The sequence below is a fragment of the Desulfosediminicola flagellatus genome, from assembly GCF_005116655.2.
Lineage (GTDB): Bacteria > Desulfobacterota > Desulfobulbia > Desulfobulbales > Desulfocapsaceae > Desulfopila > Desulfopila flagellata.
The window spans coordinates 5,975,339-5,998,884 of the sequence record NZ_CP050698.1; the positions used below are offsets into that span (position 1 = coordinate 5,975,339).

General features: G+C 45.6%; 15 protein-coding genes. 4 read left to right on the forward strand and 11 right to left on the reverse strand.

All coding sequences use genetic code 11. From position 1 onward, the window contains the following. Positions 1–198: 198 nt before the first annotated feature. Positions 199–1,050, forward strand: a complete 852-nt coding sequence (gene ypfJ, locus FCL46_RS24820) for a KPN_02809 family neutral zinc metallopeptidase (RefSeq protein ID WP_136809174.1) — start codon at positions 199–201, stop codon at positions 1,048–1,050. A gap of 81 nt (positions 1,051–1,131) precedes the next feature. Here ypfJ and FCL46_RS24825 read toward each other — a convergent pair whose 3' ends face one another. Both FCL46_RS24825 and FCL46_RS24830 read right to left on the reverse strand, forming a co-directional pair. Further along, positions 1,132–2,022 (reverse strand): phospholipase C/P1 nuclease family protein, encoded by an 891-nt coding sequence (locus tag FCL46_RS24825; protein WP_136809175.1) that lies wholly within the window; start codon positions 2,020–2,022, stop codon positions 1,132–1,134. A 316-nt stretch (positions 2,023–2,338) separates the two neighbouring features. After that, the gene (locus FCL46_RS24830) at positions 2,339–3,970 is read right to left on the reverse strand and encodes a hydantoinase/oxoprolinase family protein (protein ID WP_136809176.1); all 1,632 of its coding nucleotides are present in this window, start codon (positions 3,968–3,970) and stop codon (positions 2,339–2,341) included. Between the two features lie 270 nt (positions 3,971–4,240). Between FCL46_RS24830 and FCL46_RS24835 the strand changes: the two genes are divergently transcribed. Continuing rightward, positions 4,241–5,044 carry an enoyl-ACP reductase FabI gene (locus FCL46_RS24835; RefSeq protein ID WP_136809177.1) on the forward strand — a complete coding sequence of 268 codons (804 nt, stop codon included), beginning with the start codon at positions 4,241–4,243 and terminating at the stop codon, positions 5,042–5,044. 13 nt (positions 5,045–5,057) lie between these two features. Here FCL46_RS24835 and FCL46_RS24840 read toward each other — a convergent pair whose 3' ends face one another. From FCL46_RS24840 to FCL46_RS24880, 9 genes are all read right to left on the reverse strand, one after another. Further along, complete coding sequence (locus FCL46_RS24840; RefSeq protein WP_136809178.1) at positions 5,058–7,091, reverse strand: TonB-dependent receptor plug domain-containing protein; 2,034 nt, start codon at positions 7,089–7,091, stop codon at positions 5,058–5,060. 298 nt (positions 7,092–7,389) lie between these two features. After that, a complete protein-coding gene (speB, locus tag FCL46_RS24845) occupies positions 7,390–8,292 on the reverse strand; it encodes an agmatinase (protein ID WP_136809179.1) in 903 nt (300 codons plus the stop codon). Continuing rightward, the gene (gene nspC, locus FCL46_RS24850) at positions 8,289–9,467 is read right to left on the reverse strand and encodes a carboxynorspermidine decarboxylase (RefSeq protein WP_136809180.1); all 1,179 of its coding nucleotides are present in this window, start codon (positions 9,465–9,467) and stop codon (positions 8,289–8,291) included. The genes speB and nspC overlap by 4 nt, the downstream gene beginning before the upstream one ends. 26 nt (positions 9,468–9,493) lie before the next feature. Beyond that, positions 9,494–10,711: a saccharopine dehydrogenase family protein gene (locus FCL46_RS24855; RefSeq protein ID WP_136809181.1), complete on the reverse strand. Its 1,218-nt coding sequence runs from the start codon at positions 10,709–10,711 to the stop codon at positions 9,494–9,496. 254 nt (positions 10,712–10,965) lie between these two features. Then, positions 10,966–12,891, reverse strand: a complete 1,926-nt coding sequence (speA, locus tag FCL46_RS24860) for a biosynthetic arginine decarboxylase (RefSeq protein WP_136809182.1) — start codon at positions 12,889–12,891, stop codon at positions 10,966–10,968. 359 nt (positions 12,892–13,250) lie between these two features. Further along, a complete protein-coding gene (gene ctlX, locus FCL46_RS24865; RefSeq protein ID WP_136809183.1) occupies positions 13,251–14,183 on the reverse strand; it encodes a citrulline utilization hydrolase CtlX in 933 nt (310 codons plus the stop codon). Between the two features lie 329 nt (positions 14,184–14,512). Then, positions 14,513–15,595 carry a peptide-methionine (R)-S-oxide reductase MsrB gene (gene msrB / locus FCL46_RS24870; RefSeq protein ID WP_136809184.1) on the reverse strand — a complete coding sequence of 361 codons (1,083 nt, stop codon included), beginning with the start codon at positions 15,593–15,595 and terminating at the stop codon, positions 14,513–14,515. Between the two features lie 609 nt (positions 15,596–16,204). Beyond that, complete coding sequence (locus FCL46_RS24875) at positions 16,205–17,272, reverse strand: sensor histidine kinase (RefSeq protein ID WP_136809185.1); 1,068 nt, start codon at positions 17,270–17,272, stop codon at positions 16,205–16,207. Positions 17,273–17,282: 10 nt separating this feature from the next. Next, positions 17,283–17,987: a response regulator transcription factor gene (locus FCL46_RS24880; protein ID WP_217909517.1), complete on the reverse strand. Its 705-nt coding sequence runs from the start codon at positions 17,985–17,987 to the stop codon at positions 17,283–17,285. 1,390 nt (positions 17,988–19,377) lie between these two features. On the opposite strand from FCL46_RS24880, the gene FCL46_RS24885 reads away from it, so the two are divergent. Both FCL46_RS24885 and FCL46_RS24890 read left to right on the forward strand, forming a co-directional pair. Next, entirely contained in the window at positions 19,378–20,502 is a 1,125-nt protein-coding gene (locus FCL46_RS24885) for an NrtA/SsuA/CpmA family ABC transporter substrate-binding protein (RefSeq protein WP_136809186.1), read from the forward strand. 9 nt (positions 20,503–20,511) lie between these two features. Beyond that, positions 20,512–23,349, forward strand: coding sequence for a PAS domain-containing protein (locus FCL46_RS24890; RefSeq protein ID WP_136809187.1), 2,838 nt, complete (start codon positions 20,512–20,514; stop codon positions 23,347–23,349). Positions 23,350–23,546: the final 197 nt, after the last annotated feature.

Here is a 23,546-nt window from a genome sequence, read left to right on the forward strand (position 1 = left end):
GTTATGAAGTCTGATTTAATCCTCGCCATATTAACGATATGTCTGCGGTTAAATCAGACTCCATGCCTCGATCTTGAGCGAATACGCTAATTTTTCCCGAAAACTATGATCGTTTTAAGATGAATGGTTCGAAAAACAAAAAAATCTAACCAGTTGGTAAGATCGGGGGAATTGGTTGCATTGTAGTGAGGGGACAACATGCTCTGGAAATCTGGGCGGAGAAGTTCAAATGTAGAAGACAGAAGAGGGAAAATTCCTCGTGGAGCAAAGCGGGGCGGTGGTATCGGAATTTTGATACTGGCTCTTGTGGGGATGTACTTCGGGATTGATCCTTCAATAATTCTTCAATCTAACCTGGTGGGCGATCAACCTGCCTATACCGAAAGTGGTCGAGTGCCAACGGCTGCTGAAAATGATCTTGCCGATTTTGTATCTGTCGTCCTGGCGGATACCGAAGATACATGGGATGCCCTGTTCACCAAAATGGGTGGAACCTATCAGCCGCCCACACTAGTGCTTTTTTCAGATGCTGTGCAGTCTGCCTGTGGAAATGCAAGTGCTGCCATGGGGCCGTTTTATTGTCCTGCCGATAAAAAAGTCTATATCGATTTAAGCTTTTATAAAGATCTTAAAAGCGACATGAATGCACCTGGGGATTTTGCCCAGGCCTATGTGATAGCACATGAAGTTGGTCACCATGTACAAAATCTTATAGGGATCAGTGATAAGGTGCATGCACTTCGACAAACGCTTTCAGAAAAAGAATATAATCAGGTGTCCGTTAAGTTAGAGTTGCAGGCGGATTGTTTCAGCGGTATCTGGGCGAATCATGCTAACCGGGTGCGTAATATTGTTGAACCGGGAGACATTGAGGAAGCATTAAACGCCGCATCGATGATCGGCGATGACCGCCTGCAGAAAAAATCCCGCGGTTATGTAACGCCTGACTCTTTTACCCACGGTAGTTCAAAGCAACGTGTAGAATGGTTTCGTACGGGGTGGCAAAGCGGGGATGTGAACAGCTGTAATACATTCAATGGTGAAACCTAACCACCTGTTGCTGATCGCATTTCACATGTGTGTTGGTGGGGAATCAGAGCTTCCAGCGCAGGCTGAAAGCTCTGGGGTGTTTTAGCACAACTTTTTCAGGTCATTCTCTATCAGGAAGAGTGCTTTGATGCTGTTTTTTAACATGTCTTTAACCAGCTGGTGGCAGAAAGCATCATACACATCTTTTTGGATGACGTAGGTATCGTCACCGATGCTGAACTCTTCAGTTGTACCGAAATTTTTCCCGAGTGGTCCAAAGGTTCCAAAGCCGCCAAACTTACAGGCTGAAGGGTAGCCGTTAAGGTATTTCGTGTTTTTATCCGCCCAGAAATAATTCCATGGAAGTTCGATGCCTTTCCCGTTTCGTTTCACCTGGCAGGTTGAATTTTCAGGTTGAAGAAATTTAAGAGTGATTTCGGCAGAATCCTGATAAAGCCCAAGGATATCAATATCCGGGCTGACGGCTAACGATTTTGCGTCCTGTTCAAGTTCTTCTGCAATATCGCTGATGTTTTTACTGTCGCTTAAGAACACGTCGCTCAGGTAGCTTTCAAAGCTGTCTGCGATAAGCGGACCATGGTACACAGGCACAACATGGGAAGGGCAGGACATGTCCTGGATATGATGAAGAATTCTTCCCGTAAGATTGCACGCATCTTTTGTGGATTTTTTTTCTATCTCATCAGTAAGCTGTTCACATCGTTTTTTAAGAATATGGTCAGACGAAAGATGAAGTGTGAGTGGTTCCATAAATGACCAGATTGGCTCTTGAAGTATATCGCGGTCGAGATTCCGGTTATAGAAATGCCAGTTGGTGGCACGGGTATAGATGGGGCTTATATCAGCGTCTTCAGATCCTTTTTGGATCAGGCTGCTGTATTGTAACAAGAATGGAACAACGGCACTTTGCGAATATTTAACAAATTGACGAATGGCTTCCGCAGTTATACGTATATGATCTGATGCCTTCATGCGTTTGAATAACTCCTTGTTGTAATAATACTCTGGGGGACATTACATATTTCTGTCCTGAGCTTACTTATGGAGCCTTACATATTTCTGGCATTTTATACCGCGGGGATATTTTTTTATATGAGAATAGTATTCGAAATTCGATAGAAAAGATGATTGTCTGAGAATAGACCGGACAATCAAGAGTATGGGTAATTATATTGTTAGGCTGTGGGCGCCGTGTATTGCAAACGACAAAAGGGCCATGTAGAAACAGGGCTTCTTTGTCGTTTGCACTCACGTGAAAAGTAAATAATTTACGGGAGTATATGTGCCTTTAAGTGCGAATTGTTCTGCCGATCATGGCGGCACCGATAGCGTTGCCCACCTCACAATTTTTAGGGAAACTGACGGTCGTCTGCAGGCGCTCGGCTACAGCAGGGAGGAGGTGCCGGGCAGCAGCGCCGATGCCTATAAGTGGAATCTTCAGCGAGAAACTCACCCCGAGTACAGAATGTGCATTGCGTTGGTCTAAAAAGCCTGTCAATGAGTTCCCCCAGTAGTGCTGTACGACATAATCTATAATTAGGGTCTCTATTTTTTCCTCAGTCTGCTTAATGATCAGGCGGCTGAATTCCTCCGGACCTATATGCATTTCTTTACCAAGAATTTCAGCACCTTTTCTGGCAGCTTCAGTGTTACCGATAGCTATGATCCCAAGCACGTGCAGGGCATCTGTCGGTGTAAATCCACACTCGTAAATCTGCTGGAGATGACTCATCCTCTCGAGTTTCTTTTCAAGTGTGATTCCGGCTATTCCGGTTGCCTCTCGAATTTCATGAGGGGTCGCACTACCGGTTTTACGCAGATAGTCTTCGACCTCATCTCTTTTCTCAGAAAATTTCTCCTGATAACAAAGAATGCGTTTTGCCTGTTCGTCAGTGCCCAGCCATTTTTCGACCGGAACAATATCACCTGCCATAGAGAGTGGTACTACGCGACCCGGGCCAAGAGTTATTTCCCCCTTTCGGGAAACTGAGGCAAAGCTGTCACCGCCAATACCGCCGGTAACCATGTCAACGGCCTCAACATGAGTGCGCCAATTGCCGATTTGGCAGCCTTCTTTGGCAAGGATAGGTTCACCGTTTTTTATCATGGCGATATCGGTGGTCGTTCCGCCAACATCAATGATCAGTGCATCTTCTATGGTATGCAGGGCACCGAAATGCGCAGTACAGGCCGGACCGCTGGCAACAGTGGAACCTGCAAACTCGATAGCCTGGGCTGAGTTGATGGTGGAACCGTTACCACTGACAATATACACAGGGCAATCAAGTTCAAGCTCAGTCATGGCCTGTTCAATACCGTGCAAATATTCCTGCATCACGGGCATGAGTTTGGCGTGAAGACCTGCTGTTGCTGCCCGCTCTTTCATACCTGCGATATTGCTTGTGCGATGGGAGCAGAAGACCGGCTTGGGATCGAGCATAGATATTGCTTTTTCTGTTACCAGTTCATGGGCAGGATTCTTAATTGACATTGCAGAGCAGACACCATAGGCGTCAACTTCATTCTTAAGTCCGCTTACCATCTCGACAAGACTCTCAATATCAAGCGGTTCTTCTTCCTGGCCTGTGATGGTGTGACCACCTTTGATATAGACCACAGCCTTGACCGGCAATTTGAAATGGCGGACATAACCGATGACCAGGAGTGCAACTCGTGCACCTTTGTTTTCGACAACCGAGTTTGTGGCAAGGGTGGAGGATACGATGAGTGATTCGATCTGATCACGGTTTATACCGCTTTCCCCAAGCAGGGATGAGAGTGCATCTCCTGTTCCCTTTGCCAACTGCATATGGGTGGTGGGCTTTTTTGCAGAAGCTATAATCTTGCCGGTAGTGCTTTCCAGCAGAACTGCGTCAGTGAAAGTGCCGCCGGTGTCGATTCCTATGATATATTTGGACATACTGAAATATTTTTTAAATTCAAGTGAGACTGGTGACAGTACCAACCAGGTAATTAACGGTGTTTATGCCTCTTGAGCTAATAACGCCCCCCTTACCTTTTCCGGGGAACTGGAACTAATTAGCAGTTGATATACCGTAAACAGTGGTGAATGAACAGGGGAAAAGGCATAAAGAGAGATAATCTCCCTGTGCGCAAACCCATAATCTAGTGTATCTTTGGCGTTCAATCCCACTATTAAATATTTCAACTTAACATATACGTTACTACTATGAGCTTTCTGGATGTACGAGGCAAACTGTTTGTTGTTTTTGGTCTGGCGAATAAAAAATCGGTGGCATGCGCCATCGCCCGAACCCTGGTTGCCGAAGGGGCTGAGGTAATTCATGTTGTCCGCTCTGAAGAGCGAAGAACAACGGCCAGAAAGCTCTTTCCGGAGTCTAAGGTGTTTCTTTGTGATGTCGAAGAAGAAGCAAATATCATTCGGGTGCGCGATGAGATAGCTAATGAACTTAGCGGGCAGAAGGTGGCTGGACTTGTCCATTCTATAGCCTTTGCTAACTATTCTGAAGGGATGAAGCCGTTTCATGAGACCCTGAGACAGGATTTCCTCCAGGCTGTAAATATCTCCTGTTTTTCGTTTATCAGTATATCCAACCATTTTAAAGAGCTGCTCGCTGAAGATGCATCAGTTATAACAATCTCAATTTCCACGACCCGCATGGCTGCGGAAAATTACGGATATATGGCTCCAATAAAAGCCGCGCTGGACTCCTCACTCTGTTTTCTTGCAAAAAGCTTCTCAGCCTTTTCTCAGGTGCGGTTTAACGCTGTTGCACCCGGATTGCTTAAGACTTCGGCTTCGGCAGGTATTCCCGGCTATGTAGATAGTTATCTCTTTGCCGAAAAGGCGATCCCGAGAAAGCGGGCACTAACTACCCAGGAGACGGCGGATACCGCAGCATTTTTGCTTTCACCACGATCTTCAGGTATCAATGCTCAGACCATTGTGGTGGATGGTGGAATGGAAGTGAATTATTTTGATAAAGAAATCATTAAGGGTACTGTTGGCTGAAAACGGTCATTAGCTAAAACGACCAGAGTGCTTTGAGGTAAACGCCTCTTTCAACTTCAGTTTCAGCTGTGAAAGACTCTGAGATAAATTCTGAATTACTGGAGTTGAGAAGGTTTTGTCCGACAAGGGATAATTTCAGGTTATTGGTTGCCTGATAGTTAATACTGATATCGACATCAACATAATCATCAATCTCAATACCTCTGGTTGCAGCAGATGGACTGGAAACTGGCAGATTATCTACATATCTCAACCATACGTTCATCTCAAGTTTAGCAGTAAGGCTCAGCTGTGAGAATAATGAAATTGAATGTTGAGGGGCTGAGCCTTCATAGACATTTTCCTGACCTGATGGTAGCAAGAGGGAACTGTCCATGTCAAAGTTGATGTATGAATAGGCCAGGTCAAATTTTGTCCAGTCGAGAGGCTTCCAGGTAATTGCCACTTCGGCACCATAGCTGTTGCCGTTTATGCTATTGGAAAATACGCTTTCATAAGGGTTCAGAGGGTTGGGCGCTGAGTCGAGCAGTTTGTCATAATCGTTATAGAAAAGAGCAAGATCAAGAGAGAATGTATCGTTAGGGAAGCACCTGTAACCCGTTTCATAGCTAATAACTTCTTCAGAATCATATTCTGTATTGCCGACAAGCGTTATGACGGCAGGGTTTGGTGGCATATCAGGTGCAACTCTTACTACAACTGAGCCATTACTCTCAAATTGTGAGGGCACTTTGACTGCGCGTGACACTGCAGCCCAAACGGAGGTGTCTTTGGTGGCCTTCCAGAGGATCCTGGCGCTTGGCTGGAACTCGGTTCCGGTGTAGTCATTGTTTTCCCACTTGGTGCCGAGTGTGAATATGAGTGTATCGGCAATTACGCTTATAGCGTCCTGGATAAATCCGCTATATGTAATATCTTCAGTCTCTGCAGGAAGAATGCTTGCCTGAAAGGAATTTGTGAACTCAGCATCTACCAGGCGGTAACCTACACCTGTAGTAATATCATTACGATTTCCCAGTTTCTTTTGATATTGAATTTCTGCATCAAAGGTTCCTTGTTCCTGCATAAGAAAAGATTCTTCTCTTTTTGCGAAATCGTAATAAATTTGAGCGGATAGTGTGCTGTCGTTGGCGAATTTTCGATTCATTTTCGCCATGATATTCCAGCCGGTGGCTTCGAATTCTTCCCGAAGTTCAGTTATGTATGGAAATGAAGGTAGAAAATATGGAGAGAACGATTGGTTTATGGAATTTTCATAGAGGTCGCCCTGAACTGTCCAGGCTGTTTTCTTTTCTGAGCCGCCATCTACACGAAACCCTCCTCGGCTTGAGTCCCAATCATCATGGGCATCAGAGCCGTCTCTGGCGAGTTCAAATGAGTCTCGCTGGTCGTAAGTAAAATAGGCTCGGGCGTGTACATTCTCACCAATTGCCCGACCGTAACGCAGTCCTAGCTGAGCCTCTTCTTCAGTGCCGCCGCCCACGCGTACAAGACCGCCATGCGTATCTTCAGCCTTTTTGGTGATGATGTTGATAACGCCATTAACGGCATTGGCGCCCCAGAGCGTGGCTCCCGGGCCTCGAATGACTTCTATTCTATCAATGTCTTCAAGCAGGGTTCCCTGCATTTCCCAATAGACTCCGGAAAAAGCAGGAGAATAGAGAGTTCGTCCATCCATGAGCACGAGAAGTTTATTAGCATAGCGGCCGTTAAATCCACGTGTTGAGACAGCCCATTTATCAGAACCGATTCGTGCAACCTGTACACCGGGTGCAAGTCGTAACGCATCCTGAATTGTAGTTACTCCAGAGCGTTGGATATCTTCATGACGGATAACAAAAACTGCGGCGGCTGCGTTGGCAAGAGCTTCTGGCTTTTTCGAGACCGAAGTGATGGTCACCTGCATCAGCTGGGAGATGTCCATATCCAGAAATTCATTGTAACTCTCGTTCTCTACCGTTTGCTTAGCATAGACGAGTGGACTTGACAGGGTTATGGAGCCCGCCAGCAGGAAGGCAGCTGAAGACGTGTAATGCAACAGGTTCATCAGGTCTCTCCATACGGCTGTTTGTGTTTAGTCCGAAGTTCTTAGTGTTCTTTTTCTATTACAAACTCAACAGATTGATTTCATATTGAAAAAACAATCATCTCAAATGACAGAGTGTCTTTCTTTTGGAATCAAAATTACATTGAGGAGAAATTCGGAGCAGAGGGTATTTCCCGTGAAACTACAAACAAATGATATCAAAATGCCTTAGCGATATCCAGAAATACCTAACGTGTTAATGTATCTTGGTGATGTGGGAGATGTCTACAAAAATGGTTTGTGGCGGCTATACTATGTGTTATCTGGCAGCGAATGTGTGGTGGATTGTATGTATTTTACTTCCGGTCAGATAGCCCATAATATTGTAGACAAGCTGGGCAGCAGCAAAAGAATAGCCATGGAAGTTTTTAATAGGTGCAAATTCAACAACATCAAAACCGATACAGATGCGGGTGTTCATTATCTCTTCAATGAGCCACATTGCCTGATACCAGCTCAAACCACCGGGAACCGGGGTGCCTGTGGCGGGCATGATGGCACCATCAAGGCCGTCTATATCAAAAGTAATGAATACCTTTTCAGGGAAATCTGCAGGCAGTTGCAGTTTATGTCCGTTTTTATTGATATCTTCACTGTCTCTGAATGGGATTTTATGTGTTTCCCGATAGCTATGTTCTTCAAGGGAGTAGCTGCGTGTTCCCAACTGGTAGATCGGGATGTTTTGCTCATGGATTCTGCGCATAACACAGGCGTGGCTGTATTTTGAGCCTTCATAGCTGTCCCGCAGATCGGCATGAGCATCGAACTGGATAACTCCAAATTCACCGAAATAGTTTTTCAGAGCAGGAATTACTCCGCAGGTTACAGTGTGTTCTCCACCGAGGATTACCGGAATTTTCCCGAGAGTAAGGGTGGTGTTAACCTCAGTAGAAATGCGTTGTAGAACATCCTCACATGATCCGGAACAGTCAACAGGAGGAGCTGTATATATTCCCTGGTCTGCAGGTACATTATTGCCTGTTAAGAGTTCAAGCTGGGACGAGGCTTCAAGTATGGCTGCAGGACCGTCCGCGGTGCCTGTTCCGTAAGATACAGAATTCTCAAAAGGTACAGGGATTACATGAAAGAGCGCGTTCTCCGGATGAGACGGAGCGACATCATCACCATGAAAATTCAGTATTGTTTCCCCTGTACTCTTCATGCGATTCTGCTCCTGAAATCATTATAACTAAAGCTGCGTACCAGTTTTGGTGCTGAATCAGCACGAGTACAGGTATATATAGAAGGCAGCTCAACACCATTAAATGTGGTGTTTTTCACAAACGAATAGAGTGCCATATCGGTAAGTACCAGACGTTTACCCGGCTTAAGCGGTTCTTCAAATGAATAGTCACCGACTATATCACCAGCCAGGCATGAGATTCCACCAAGTCTGTATGTATGTGCCAACTCCTCTTCTTTACCACTATCAACGATATGTGGACGATAGGGCATAGCGAGGACATCGGGCATATGGGTTTCTGCAGAAGAATCAAGAATTGCGATATTCATACCGTTATACATAGTGTCGATGACGGATGTCACGAACACTCCGGCATTAAGCACCACAGCTTCACCCGGTTCGAGATACACTGGGATATTGTTATATCGTTTGCGAAAGGCGGATAGGGTTTCACAGAGCAGATCAACATCGTAATCATCACGGGTTATATGATGACCGCCCCCGAAATTTATCCACTTCATCTGGGGTATAAATTTACCGAATCGCTTTTCAAACGATTCAAGCACCCGAACAAATACATCAGCATTCTGTTCACAAAGGGCATGAAAATGCAGCCCGGATATTTCAGAAAGATCTATACCTTCGAGATCTTCAGGGTTCAGGCCGAATCGTGATCCGGGAAGACATGGGTTATAGATATCCACTTCAACTTCGGCATGACCCGGATTTACCCGAAGCCCAATTTCAATATTTCTGCCGGCTGACTGGACAGCGGCGTGATGAGTCTGAAACTGGCTGATAGAATTAAACAGAATATGATCGGAATAGCGGATAACCCGTTCCAGCTGTTTTGGTGTATAGGCTGGTGCGTATGAGTGCACTTCACGGTCGAAATCTTCACGACCGAGTTGGGCCTCGATCGGTCCACTGGCGCACACCCCGTGCAGATATTCACGGATAAGCGGGAACAGTGCAGGCAGGGCAAATGCCTTTAATGCCAAGAGAATCTTTGCGCCGGTTCGCTGCTGCACCTGATCAAGCAGTTCACAGTTACGTCGTACTGCGTCTTCGCTTATCAGGTAGCAGGGCGTTTCCACCTGGCTGGTTAACCGTGCAGGAAAATCAGCCAGGGTTTTCTGATCAATAGTATTCATTAACAGGTTTATCTAAAAAAAAATTGCTATTCAGGGAGCTTACCTTCAAAGTCGACAACCTGCCATGGCAGCCCGTTCTTGTTCAACTCTTCCATGAACATATCAGGATCAAGTTGCTCAACATTAAATACACCTTCACCCTTCCAGATACCTTTCAGCATCATCATGGCACCAATCATTGTTGGCACACCGGTGGTGTAGGATACTGCCTGAGACTGCACCTCTTCATACGCTTCCGCGTGATCGCAGACGTTGTAGATATATTTTTGCAGAGGCTGGCCATCTTTTTCACCCTTGAACACACAGCCGATAACTGTTTTACCGGTGTAGTTGCTGCCAAGAGAGCCAGGGTCGGGCAGCAGTGCTTTCAAAAAACGGATCGGCACAATTTTCTGGCCTTCAAATTCCACTTCGTCAATACGGGTAATGCCTACATTATCAAGTACTTTAAGGTGAGTAATGTATGGCTGACCAAACGTCATCCAGAAGCGGATACGCTTAAGACCGTTTATATGTTTTACCAGTGATTCCATCTCTTCATGGTAGAGAAGATAACTCTCGCGCGGGCCGGCTACCGGGTAGTCGAAGGTGAAATGTACGCAGTCATCATCAAGAATAGCAGGGGTCTCTATCCATTCGCCATCTTTCCAGTGGCGTACTATCTGGGTAACCTCGCGGATGTTTATTTCCGGGTTGAAGTTGGTGGCAAACGGGTGTCCGTGGTCACCTGCGTTACAGTCAAGAATATCAATGGATTCAATAGAGCTGTAGAGATGTTTCTGGGCCCAGGCGCAGAAGATGTTGGTAACACCCGGATCAAAACCACAACCAAGTACTGCCATCAATCCTTTTGCTTTAAACTTCTCCTGATATGCCCACTGCCAGCTGTACTCAAAATGTGCTGTGTCTTCAGGCTCATAGTTGGCGGTATCAAGATAATTAACATCGCACTCAAGACAGGCATCCATAATGGTCAGATCCTGATATGGAAGAGCGACATTTATTACCAGCACCGGCTTGATCTTTTTCAGTAACTCAACCAGATCAGGCACCTTGTCCGCATCAACAGCTGCTGTCTTAATCTCGACATCATAGAGATTTTTCACTTGAAGAGCGATATCATCACATTTAGATACGGTGCGGCTTGCCAGCCAGATATCAGTGAAAACCTCTTTGTGCTGAGCACATTTCTTTGCCACAACATTGCCGACTCCGCCGGCTCCGATAATGAGTACCCGTGACATGTTTTTCTCCTTGAACAACAGTAATTCCGGTTAATGAGTATCTGTTCTGAAACACATAACACATGTGAAATTTCAGAAGTGACCTGATTTATTCTTTTTCGTAACTATTTACAGGGTAAGCGACTTGGTTTTTTAAACCTCTGTATTTGTAGCTGCTTGCAGGGTGCCGAAGATTTTCGCAAGCAGATTGGTGAAACGTATATGTCATACGTAAACCAGACTGATCGCGGAAAGATTTGGTGCTCTGTGAGCAGTTACTCTTTTTCAAAATATGTGTATCCCCGCAAACCTTCTTCAAAACCGGCAAGGATGGATTTTCGTTCACGTGCTGTTATATATCCTTTATGGATAGCATCTTCAGCGATGTTTTTGAGCCTGTTTTTAATTGCCCGCAAGTCGTACTCTACATACGAGAGTACATCAGCTACTGAGTCACCTTCAAGTTCACGCATGAATTGATATGTTCCATCATCATTTACATGAATTGATACAACGTTGGTGTCTCCGAAGAGATTATGCAAGTCTCCCAGTGTCTCCTGATAAGCACCTACCAGAAAAACACCAAGATAGTACTCATCACCGTTTTGTAAAGGGTGGAGCAAAATGCTTGACTTGTCCTGATAGGTGTCCGGGAATTTATCAATTTTTCCGTCACAGTCACAGGTTATATCCGAGATGATTGCTTGTCGTGTAGGTTCTTCCTTAAGCCGATGGATTGGCATCAAAGGTAGAATCTGGTCAATAGCCCACACATCCGGCAGCGATTGGAACAAGCTGAAATTACCGTAATACACGTCATAAATGAGCCTGTTAATCTTCTCAACATCTTTTGGGATGTGGTCGAGCTCTTTGGACGTCTCGGATATTTTAATCAGGATATGTTTGACGAGATTCTCGGCAATCGCTCTTTCTCTAATAGTAATATGGCCGTGTTTAAACAGCTGGCGAGCCTGACTGCGATAAAACAATGCGTCGTTACAACACTCCTGGATTGTTTTTGTTGAGACCATATTATAGGTGGCCATCAGGTTTTCCAGGAGGTCGTTGTCTACTTCAGGGAGCTTATCAGGGATTGGTGGTGGCTCAAATGAGCTGATATCAAGGATATTGAAGATCAGCACGGAATAGTAAGCGACAATTGCCCGGCCCGATTCTGTGATGATTGTCGGATGCGGGATGTCATTTTTATCAAGAACCGTAATGATCGATTCAACGATATCAGAGCAATACTCTTCCATTGAGTAGTTGCGACTTGAGTGCGAGTTGGTGTTGGAGCCGTCGTAGTCGACAGCAAGGCCACCGCCGAGATCAAGATATCCCATTGGGGCACCTTCAAGAACCAGCTCTTCATAGAGACGACAGGCTTCCATCGCTCCGGCACGGATATCACTGATGTTTGGAATTTGTGAGCCTATGTGATAATGCAGTAACTGCAGACAATCGAGCATACCTTCCGCTTTAAGCCTGTCGATAGCATCAATAATGTGGCTCATGCCGAGGCCGAACACACTTGCATCTCCACCAGACTCAGCCCACTGGCCATCAGCCTGGGTGGAAAGTTTGATGCGGAAACCAAGCGCAGGTTTGACATCGTGGAATTTAGCGCGCTCAATTATAAGGTCGATCTCACCGGGGACCTCAATTACAAAAAAGACCTGGTAGCCCATTTTGATGGCGTGAAGTCCAAGGTCTATAAATTCTTCATCTTTGTAACCGTTGCAGATCAGGCAGGCACTACGGTTATTCAGCATAGAGATCGCTGCAATAAGTTCAGGTTTGCTTCCCGCCTCAAGTCCGTGATTATACTGGCCTCCGAACTGGCTGATCGCCTCAATAACCTGTTCCTGCTGGTTTACTTTGATGGGGAAAACCCCCTTGTAAACACCGCGGTAGTCATTATCACGAATTACTTTGCGAAAGGTTTCATGCAACAGCTTGATCTGTGAGCCGAGGATGTTTTCAATCCGCAACAGCACTGGCATAGAAAGACCTCGTGCTTCAATCTCTCTCGCCACTTTTCTCAAACTGAGACTCGGCCCGTTATCCGCTCCGGAAGGTGTGACGACCACATCACCCGAATCGTTTATCGAGAAATATCCGGCACCCCAATTATCAATACCGTAATAATCGGTTGCTTCTTTGATGTTCCATTTTTCTTTTCCGAAAAATTCCTGCGACATATCGCGTACCTCGGGGTTGCAGTGTTTCTATTTCCGGGGCGGATTATCTCCGCCTGCGCATCTGACCAAATTTGAGAAACGCCATTTAAATTATAAGCGCAATAAAGTCAATATAATTCGTTGTTGGAAAATGTCAGAACAATCGACAGATAACCCAATAAATATCGTGTTTACTCCAGTATGTAATTGATTACTGACTGAACGTTTTCTCATAAGCAGAAATATGCCGGTTCTGCTTAGCCCGGATTTATCATAAGTACAGTTTTTTTGCAGGTCGACGCATACGTCATGCCGCTGTAATAATCTACCTGAATTGTGGTTGCCTGTAGTGCTGCAACTACAGCCAAAACTATCACATCTCAGTGCCGTTTGGCGAGATGAATTCCGGCCATCATACAACGGATAGATCCGCCTGCAAGCTCAATTGTCGGTACTGAGAGTTCAACGATTTTCGCAGATTGTTCGATGATCTCTTTTTGCTCAGGCAGAAGCGAGGTTGCAGCTCGTGTTGAGATTGCAAGAATACGTGAATTACCAGCTGCGAGTTCCATGGCGTTTCCGGCAAATTCATTAATTTGGTGATTGGTCAGCGATATAACCTCTCTGCCCATATCCTGTATTCGTTCGCGTATCTCTTCTTTTCTCTTGGGGTCTCGTATGATGTCGAAGCCGACCAGGGCAAATTCTGTACCGATACACATCATCACATTAGTGTGGTATATCGAGTTTCCATGCTCATCAGCGGTGTCAAAAGCCATGGGTTCAAAGTTGAAGTGTGTGCAGAATCGTTCAAGCGGGATAGGGTCTGCCCTGTTTGATCGCGCTGTGTAAGCAACACGGGCAATATGATCGAGAACCATGGCACCGGTGCCCTCAAGAAAGAGATCGTCATATTCGAGGCAGGAGTAATCGATAACATCTTGCACCCGATATTCCGATTTGAGCATTTCTATAATGTCATAGCGCCTTTCACGACGACGGCTGGGATTAAACATCGGGTATATTGCGATATGGCCGCCAGAATGGGTGGAGAACCAGTTGTTCGGGAAGACTGAGTCAGGAGTTTCTTTTTCGCCGAGGTCTTCAAAAATGTGTACCCGAACCCCTTCCTGCTCAAGTCGGGCCGCAACTTCGGTAACCTCACGGCGGGCCAGGCGGGCAATTTCTTTGGACGAGAGGTGCCCGTCTGTCCGTTGGAATGCGTTGTCGGATGCGGTTTCCGGGTTTGGGTGAAACCTGTGTGGGCGGATCATGACGATCGCACCAGGGGCCTGGATAAACTGTGAACTCATTTACTTGTCTCCCGGCTAAGTCGTGCCCGACCGAAAACAGCCAATTTCCCTAGTAAGCGAGGCACGAGACTCCAGGTAAGCGAGGCACGAGACTCCGAGATACGTAATGTATTCATTGGGCTAAAATCATCGACTGCTTTGAACGTGAAAAAAAAATGCAGATTTTTGTTTAGGCACTAAATACGATGTTAACACGCAGAGAAACAATATAATCCATGTGGTTGTGCCTGACAAACATTACTAGCATTTCTCGTTGTATTTATAATGAGAAATACGAGTAACGTTTGGTTGCGAACAATTTTTATACGATTTTAGCGTAAAGGTATTCATTAGAAAAAAACTTTAAGCCATTCGTCGTAGCCGTTTTCGGCGAGTTCTTCTGCAGGAACAAATCGAAGCGAAGCTGAATTGATGCAATATCTGAGACCAGTCGGTTGCGGGCCGTCATTAAACACATGGCCAAGATGAGAATCACCGTGCTTTGAACGCACTTCGATTCGCGTATAAAAAAGGCTTTTGTCTTCATGTTCGACAATGTTTTCGCTTACCAGAGGTTTGGAGAAACTGGGCCATCCTGTGCCGGAATCATATTTATCCAGGGAACTGAATAGCACTTCTCCAGAAACTATATCAACGTAGATTCCGCGCTTTTTGTTATCCCAGTATTCATTTTTATACGGCGGTTCGGTTCCTTCGTTCTGGGTGACATGGTATTGGAGTTTGGTGAGCTGTGACTTGAGTTGACTTTTGCTCATTTTCTTTGGTTTCTCCTTGTCCCAAACACTTTTTAAAAAGGTGTCCCTGCCTGACCCGTTTCTATAATATTTATACCTGATCGGATTTTTACGGTAATAATCCTGATGGTACTCTTCCGCAGGGTAAAAGGTGGCTGCTGGCTGGATTGGGGTTACAATCCGTTGCTTGAAGATACCGCTTTTATTAAGCAATGATTTGGATTGCTCTGCTGCCATTTTTTGTTCATCTGAATAGTAAAAAATAGCCGTAGAATAGGCATATCCTCGATCGACGAACTGGCCGCCGCTATCTGTAGGATCAATCTGTCTCCAGTAGACATCCAGCAGATCGTTGTAGGACACTTTGTCTGTGTTAAAGGTGATCTCAACCACCTCAATATGACCACCACGTTCGTAATTTTTGTATGTAGGGTTTTCTGTTTTTCCGCCCGCATAGCCAGAAACCACTGAGATAACGCCATCAATTTCTTCAAATGGTTTTTCCATACACCAGAAACAGCCGCCGGCAAAAAGCGCTTTTTCTATAGATCCTGTATTCATCGTATCCGTCACGAGAGTTTTGCTTTCAGTCGCAGGTGTCGATTCCATATTTTTGGCTATAACAGTACCAAACGTTACAATCATGAGTAGTGCGGTCAGGGTTATTAGGTTTCTCATAAGACTCCTCAAGGGTTTTCGTGTAATCGGGTCGTGCCCATTGCAGGTTTTACTGGCTTTCATTCGAAGAGAGAGTTCGAATATATGTACCGGACTCTTTGAGTTGTTTTTCGATCTCGTTGATATTTGTCATATCTGCATCAAAGGTAACGGTATTTATTTCACTGTGGTTTCGCCACCCTTTATCAACAGCGATAATTCCCGGCTGCCCATCCAGGGCAGATTTACCTACGTCATATCAGGCTACAACGAAGGTGGCCTCTTTTGTCTGACTTAGAGAATTTTCTGCAAAGAGCGTCGGCGGGTTCTGATAAGAAGCTGTTATTGCGATGAGTAAAAATGCCATAAGCCATTTCATAGATGTTCTCCACAGTTGAAGGAGGTGGTTGCAGGATGATTTCCTGATCAAAACAGAATGGTCATGTTCTTAGGACTGCCTATTACCCATAAGTCAAAACTTCAGCCTTACAGATTGCGCAAAAGCTGAGAAGATATGGGTAATGGACAGCCTCCTTGTTCTATGACTGATACAATAGGCAGTGAAGGTAAAGGAGGGTTAAAGGGAATGTAAAGATTGTGTAAAGATGCAAAAAAACATTGTGGGATGCGTTATGCGGGCAGGCTGAACCAGACATGTGTTTCACATGAAACACTTTGAGCTCCAACTTTTCCCCCATGGGCTTCGACGAGTTCTCTGGTGATGGCGAGTCCTATACCTGCTCCTCCGCTGTTTCGTGATCGTGATCGGTCAGCTCGAAAGAATCGTTCAAAGATATAGGGCAGATCGGCCTCTGAAATTCCGGGACCACTGTTCTGGAAGTCGACGGTGACCTGTCTTTCAGTACGCGATATGCTAATTTTCACCTGACCTGAATCAGGGGTGTAGGTGCAGCAATTATCCACCAGGTTTCGAATTGCCTGCAGAATTTTATCCCGATCTGCAGAAATGATGACTGGATTTTCGGGGAAGTCGGTCTCGACAGTGATTGCTTTTTTCTGGAAACAGCTGTGGTTCAAGGCGAGCATCTGCTTCACGAGGTCGGCAAGAGCGATTTTCTCAAGCTTGAGGTACGCTTTTGCTGCATCGGCCCGTGCTAGCTGCTGAAGGTTTTCGACAAGGTGTACCAGATGCAGGTTTTCCTTTTGCAGCATGGTAAATGTTTCCGGGCTTGGCGGGATGACACCGTCATTTAGCGCTTCGAGATACCCACGAAGATTGGTAAGTGGGGTGCGTAGTTCATGAGCCACATCGGCAACCATGTTTTTTCTCAGTTGTTCTACCTGCTCAAGGCTATTTGCCATTTGATTGAACGCCTTGCCGAGTTCGCCGACTTCATCAACAGTGGTAATATCAGCACGCAACGAATAGTTCCCGGCAGCAAGTTCTCTGGTTATTGCAGTCATCTGGGAAAGTGGTCGCAGAATCCTCCGGGTGAGCAAAAAACTGAGCACAAAGGCAAGAGCCAGTGCTGCAAGGCTTGCCCAGACAAGATAATGGTGAATCGAAGTGAGAAACATCTGATGAATGTGGTCAGGCGACACCTCGTAGATGTCCATCAGTGCCATAAAGTAGTTAGCTGCGAGTTTGTCTATAGCCAGCCAGACGATCAGGAAGATAACACCAATCACAGGGATGATATTCGTCAGCAAGAGTTTCCATAACAGTCTATTCTTCATCTTTTAGGCTTTACTCCTCATCCGGTTCGGCAAATTGGTAACCGAACCCTCGTACAGTCAGAATGAGCTGCGGCTGAGAAGGGTTGGCTTCTATCTTTTGGCGCAGTTTGCCGATATGCACATCGATAACTCTATCGATCACCGCTTCACCGTGATCATAGAATCGATTGAGCAGTTCATCCCGCGTGAAAACTCGGCCTGGCGAAGACATAAGGGCTTCAAGCAATTTATACTCTGAAGAAGTCAGGCTGACAGGTTTACCGGAGAGAGTCACCTTGTGCTTTTCCGGGTCGAGGGTGAGGCTGTTGTGCGTCAGAACAGTTTGTTCAGGGGCCGGACGTGATTGGGTTCGACGTAAAATTGCTTTTACCCGTTCAACAAGTTCACGCGGGCTGAAAGGTTTAACCACATAATCGTCTGCACCAAGCGATAGCCCCATTACTCTGTCAATTTCCTCCTCCCGCGCTGTCAGCATAAGTATCGGGACATCTGAATCTTTTCTGAGTTGCCTGCAAATATCCCAGCCATCTACTTTAGGGAGCATAACATCAAGAATAACAAAGCCCGGATTGTGGCTACGGGCCATTGCCAGTGCCTGCTCACCGTCATAGGAGGCGATAGTAGAGAATCCTTCCCGTTGCAGGTAGGTTTCCACCAGACGTGAGGTGTTTCTGTCATCTTCAACTATGAGGATCGGCCCGTTACATGTGATCACCAGATTCTCCTGTACTGTTCAGCAATAATAGAAATATTTCGGTATTATCCAATAGTATAATCAGATAATAAGCAGTGTCATTAAGATTGATGGACTCATAAAAAGCCCGAGCTTTTTCTAGAGCCCATTTGTGCATCTAAGATGACTTTTTGCGAGATCATCAGGATTGGCTAGGAGGCTGTCCGAGAATAGAATTTTTCGCTCAGATCAAGGCAAACTCGAAAAAATACCGGAGGCATATATTCGATATTCCGAGGATAATTTTTCGAGTTTAACGAAGATATGGGTGGAAAGGGCATTGTCGGACTGCCTCCTAGGAGTCTGTCGGGTAATAGCTATTTTTTCACAGATCAAGACTTTTTTAAAAAATCAAGCAGAGCCATATGGTTGATATCGAAGTCTCATTTCATTCGCTTATCTGCGAGCATTATTTTTTTAAAATTCCGAAGAGTTTGGGCAGATAGCGTAGACTTCGAAAGGCCATTGTCGGACAGCCTCCTAGAGAATTGTTACAAGCTCCTGGCAAAAGGACGTATAGGGTGAGCACTATGAGTGCTCACCCTATACTGGGGGGGAGAAAGAACAGCATGGGGGGTACAGAATTTTGGTGAATCCATTTCTCATTGGAAGCAGGAGATGTGCTTGTAGTCCTCATTGCTTCCTTAATGACTGCGTGAACAGTCAGCTCTCATCAATTCTTGCAAATACGATGAGCGCATTATGTAAACTGACAGCTGCAGCATACTTCTGAAACAGTGTCAGGTGTATCAGAACCCTGCGGTTGCCGGGGGGGGGGTAGCAACCGCAGGGGGAGGAACTACTTCTCCGCACAAGCATAGTGCTGTTTGGAAAAGCAGCATTAGTGTGAATCAGTAACCTGTTTACTTTAGTACTCTGTAAACCTTTACCTATTGGATCTTGTTCGGAGTCTTCGCTATGCTCCGCTTACCTGCCCTTTTAGCACACTGACTTCGTTTCTCATTCAGTCCTATGACTGATATATTTTGTTGGGATACAGCCGCGTCTATGTGTCCCAAAAGCGTTTTAACAGCTTTCCTGATTTACACTTCTACTAGCAGGTAGTGTGCCAATTTGAAGAATGTAGTGTTTTGAAGGGGTAGAGCGTTTTGATGCGGATAGTCTCAGTTGAGAGTTACCTTTTTTGCACACAGTGCAGTTGTTCAGAGTACGTTTTTTTCTTCTTTGGAGAGAACGAGGGCTGATAGTGGAAGAGGGGTTCATTACGTATATATAATCGTAGCATCTACGTATGCGACTGATGATGTGTCTTTTGTTATGGGCCTGATTTTCTGCTACAGTGGAATGACACCAATTGTGAGATAGACTCTTGAGTTATCAGTTTGTTCCAAACTTTGCAGGGGGATCTGTAATGTGCAATAATTTCCGATCGGGTCGGGTTGTAACGTTTTGGACTATATTAGCGTTTCTGGGAAGTCTGTGTATTGGCGTAGCAGCATGGGGCGCTGCCGATAAACCCGGAACAAATCCGGCATATGCAGAGTATGATTTTGGTAATGAGCAACATGTTGTGCGATTTGGCGCCCAGCCACTTGGTGTTCTACATGCGGTTGTCCCAGAGGTGATGAAACGAGATAAGATATTGGCGAACTATCTTGAATCACACGATATGGTATTTAGACCCCTGCCATTTTATAACGGTCCGGATATTAACCACTTTATGCTTCAGGGTAAGCTTGATATAGCCATGGCGGGAGACTTCCCCACACTTACCCTGGCAACACAGGGAGACATTGAAGTGGTGGCAATTTCGAAGCGGGATAAGGCGTCAGTGGTATCATCTGACACGTATACAAACATTGTGGACCTTAAAGGAAAGCGTATCGCTTATCCTGCCGGGACATCTTCACATCTTGGATTGCTGGTTGTAATTGAAGCGGCAGGGCTCCATGAGTCCGATATGCAGATGATAGATATGAATATAGAGAAATTGACAGGCGCTCTTGTCAGTGGAGAGATCGATGCCTTCGCAGGCTGGGAGCCGGTACCTTCGGCTGCACTTGCCGCCAATAAGAGGCTTAAGATTATTTCACAGTTTCTCAATTCAGATTTCACATATTGGCGTAAAGGATTTGCACAGCAATATCCGGAGGTGGCGAGACACGTACTGGCGGCATATGTGCGGGCCATTTATTGGTTGAAAGCAAATGATGCCAACCTCAGTCTGGGGGCAAAGTGGTCAATTGCGGGAACAGAAGCGTTTCTGGGTAAGCAGTCAAAATTATCTCTTGCTGAGTTCAAGCAGCGAATACGAGAGAACCTCGCTCTTGTGGGGAACACGTCTATTCCGTTTAATGAATTTGATGAAGGCGGCTATCTCTACAGAGCATTTAAATTGCTCCAGAAAAAAGGAAAGATGAAAAAAGAGGCACAATGGGAGCAGGTGCAAAATAGTCTGAGGGCAGAGTTGGTTCGGGAAGTGTTAACTGATTTGGAAAAATATGAGACCTTAACCTTTGACTATATAGTGAATTAGGAAAACATCGTGAAATTCGTATTAGGCAAGATATCTTCGCTCGGACTGAGATCAAGAATGCTGCTGTTTTTTGGAGGTGGCATGGCAGTTGTTCTGCTGCTTATTCGAATGATCAGTCTTTTCGGGATACCTGTGCTCGGTGTAAAAGGCGAATACGATCTGCATACGAATAAGGCTGTTGCAGAGATGCAGGTGCTGGCTGACCAGCAGAAAACGCTTATGTCTCATTGGTTTACTGAGCGGTTAGCGGATCTGAAGTTTTTTTCATCAAGTTTACCTGTGCAGAGTGGAGCAGAAGAGGCTGCACGGCTTATCGATACGAATCAAAATGGCCCTCCAGAACTGCACGACTTTCTACTCAACAATACACTTTTGAAAGGTGTCCTGCACCAGATGGAACAGGTACGGTCAGCATATGGACTCTATGGTTCAATCGACCTTTTAAACCCTGCAAGTAAACTGATAGTTGCATCAACAAAAACATCACGAGTCGGTACTGTTCTTACGTCTGATGAGTTGAAACTTCCTGAAGGTACTCTCTGGGATAACCACATCGCATTTGTCAAAATGCCTGATGATCTGCAGACATCGCTTCTTTTTCTCTCAACTGTTCAGGCAATTGATGGGAAAGGTGTAAACGGTATCGTTATCTTTAAAATATCGATAGAAACCTTTTTAGAGCAACTCCTGAGTATTGAACGTTCACTGGGGGCTGGAGGGGAGATTATTCTAATAGATATGTTCCAGACTCTGCTTACTCCTCTCAGGCATAGTCTGCCCAATGGTACAATTGCAAAGCCCTTGGAATACAGGCTGAAAACCCGTTCTGCTGATTTTGCCGCCTGGGGTGTGGATGGGCTTGTAGAAGCGCTTGATTATAGGGGTGTTCCGGTTATGTCTGTTGTGCGCCATATGCGTCTTGCTTCCGATTTTGCGGTGAGTATGATCGTCAACCTGGATCAGGATGTGTTGTATGCTCCTGTTAGAAAAAGCCTGGTTGTATCGTTAGGTGTTCTGGCTATTGGGCTGGGAGCTGTAATCCTGCTGGTTGTTATTGTCGCTCGCCAGCTTGCCCGTCCTCTTGAGCAGTTAAGTAAAACCGCGCTAAAGATCAGAACCGGAGACCTGAGCGCCAGATCGCCGGAAGTGGGCGGAGATGAGGTGAGGGAGCTCGCGCAGGCTTTTAATGACATGGCTGATACTATTCAGAAATCACATGAAAATCTGGAGGCGCAGGTCGCGGAACGAACAGCCGCACTGGAGGCAAATAACAGGCTGTTGCGTGTTGAGATAGAAGAACGACTTGAGGCAGAAAAGAAAATTCGGGTGAGCGAAGAGCGCTTCAGGCTTGCAATGGATGCCACGAATGACGGCCTTTGGGACTGGAATGTTGAAACCGGAGAAATGTACTTCAGTCCTCAGTACTACAGAATGCTGGGATATGAGGCAGATGAATTCCCAGCTGTTATTGACAGTTGGTACCAGCTTATTCATCCTGAAGACCGTGAAACTACCATCGCGGCAAACACTGCATGCGTAAATAATGAGACTCGGCAATTCAATATCGAATTTCGTATGAAGGCAAAAGATGGGACATGGCGTACTATCCTTAGTCGGGGCAGAGCGGTTCTGCGTCGAAAAGATGGCAGTGCTATTCAGATGATTGGTACGCACGCTGATATTACTGAGCACAAACAACTCGAAAATCAGTTGATGCAGTCGCAAAAAATGGAGTCGATCGGACGACTTGCCGGCGGTATAGCCCATGATTTCAATAATATGCTTGCAGTCATCTTTCTCTCGCTTGAGATGGCTAAAACGCGTCTTGCAGAGGATGACCCTGTACATGAGCAACTCAATGATATTAAAAAAGCAGCTAGACGGTCACGCGATATTACCCGCCATCTGCTGACCTTCTCTCGCAAGCAGGTGACGTCTCCGCAACTATGTCTGCTTAATGATATTTACCGTTCTATTGAGACATCACTTGCCCGCCTTATAGGTGAAGATATTGAGTTGAGTTTTCACCCGGCTGCTGATCTTGATTATATTCTTATTGATCCTACTCAGATAGACCAGGTGTTGGTGAACCTGGCGATCAATGCCCGTGATGCCCTTCCGGATGGAGGCAAACTTACTTTCGAAACAGCTAATGTGTCGTTTGACGCAGATTACTGCAGAGAGCACACCGATACTAAACCGGGTAAATATGTAAAACTGTCTGTAACAGATAATGGCGTCGGCATGAATCCGGACACTGTTGAAAATATATTTGAGCCCTTTTTTACAACTAAGGACATTGGTAAAGGAACTGGCCTCGGCCTTGCCATGATCTATGGAGTTGTTAAGCAGCACAACGGGTTTATCACTGTAGAGAGTGTACCGGGTGTCGGCACATCGTTTAATCTCTATTTTCCGCGTGTTGATGCTGGTGTAAAGCCAGTCGCTGAGGTTCAGGATTCGCTTCCTGTACAAAAGGGTGTTGGTAAAATCCTTTTGGTGGAAGATGATGTCACACTCTGCGAGATGACACAGAGGATGATTGAAACATTCGGCTATACGGTGACGTCTGCCCACTCCCCGGATGAGGCGCTTCTACTGTTTGAGTCAGGGTGCCAGGATTTCGTTCTGTTGTTGACAGATGTGGTTATGCCGGGAATGAACGGCCGTCAACTTGCAGAGATTGTGAAAGATAAATGTCCTGACATCAAGGTGATGTTTATGTCCGGGTATACTTCGGATGCTATAGTGCATCGTGGAGTGATTGAAGAAAATGTTAGCTTTATCCAGAAACCCTTCCGCACTAAAGACCTGGCCGCTAAAATACAGGAAACCATTGCACATTGAGTTCTCCCATCTGGTTCCCATCCTGAAACGCCCCTGCTAGACAATATCAGCGTGGGGTCCAAAATTTTTATCTTCAGAATGTCAGCTGGAATATCAGCTATATGCTTGCAGTAAAAAGCTGAACTGCGCCTCTGCATTGAATAGAATGCAGAGTTTTAGGATGAAAACTATCTACAAAAATCACAAAAAAAAATTCT

Excerpts from the sequence above, each read along its gene's own strand:
- ctlX (WP_136809183.1), bottom strand. The coding sequence starts at position 14,183 with ATGAGTTCACAGTTTATCCAGGCCCCTGGTGCGATCGTCATGATCCGC.
- FCL46_RS24840 (WP_136809178.1), bottom strand. The coding sequence starts at position 7,091 with ATGAACCTGTTGCATTACACGTCTTCAGCTGCCTTCCTGCTGGCGGGC.
- speB (WP_136809179.1), bottom strand. The coding sequence starts at position 8,292 with ATGAAGAGTACAGGGGAAACAATACTGAATTTTCATGGTGATGATGTC.
- FCL46_RS24855 (WP_136809181.1), bottom strand. The coding sequence starts at position 10,711 with ATGTCACGGGTACTCATTATCGGAGCCGGCGGAGTCGGCAATGTTGTG.
- FCL46_RS24875 (WP_136809185.1), bottom strand. The coding sequence starts at position 17,272 with ATGAAGAATAGACTGTTATGGAAACTCTTGCTGACGAATATCATCCCT.
- nspC (WP_136809180.1), bottom strand. The coding sequence starts at position 9,467 with ATGAATACTATTGATCAGAAAACCCTGGCTGATTTTCCTGCACGGTTA.
- FCL46_RS24835 (WP_136809177.1), top strand. The coding sequence starts at position 4,241 with ATGAGCTTTCTGGATGTACGAGGCAAACTGTTTGTTGTTTTTGGTCTG.
- FCL46_RS24830 (WP_136809176.1), bottom strand. The coding sequence starts at position 3,970 with ATGTCCAAATATATCATAGGAATCGACACCGGCGGCACTTTCACTGAC.
- FCL46_RS24825 (WP_136809175.1), bottom strand. The coding sequence starts at position 2,022 with ATGAAGGCATCAGATCATATACGTATAACTGCGGAAGCCATTCGTCAA.
- FCL46_RS24885 (WP_136809186.1), top strand. The coding sequence starts at position 19,378 with ATGTGCAATAATTTCCGATCGGGTCGGGTTGTAACGTTTTGGACTATA.
- msrB (WP_136809184.1), bottom strand. The coding sequence starts at position 15,595 with ATGAGAAACCTAATAACCCTGACCGCACTACTCATGATTGTAACGTTT.
- ypfJ (WP_136809174.1), top strand. The coding sequence starts at position 199 with ATGCTCTGGAAATCTGGGCGGAGAAGTTCAAATGTAGAAGACAGAAGA.
- speA (WP_136809182.1), bottom strand. The coding sequence starts at position 12,891 with ATGTCGCAGGAATTTTTCGGAAAAGAAAAATGGAACATCAAAGAAGCA.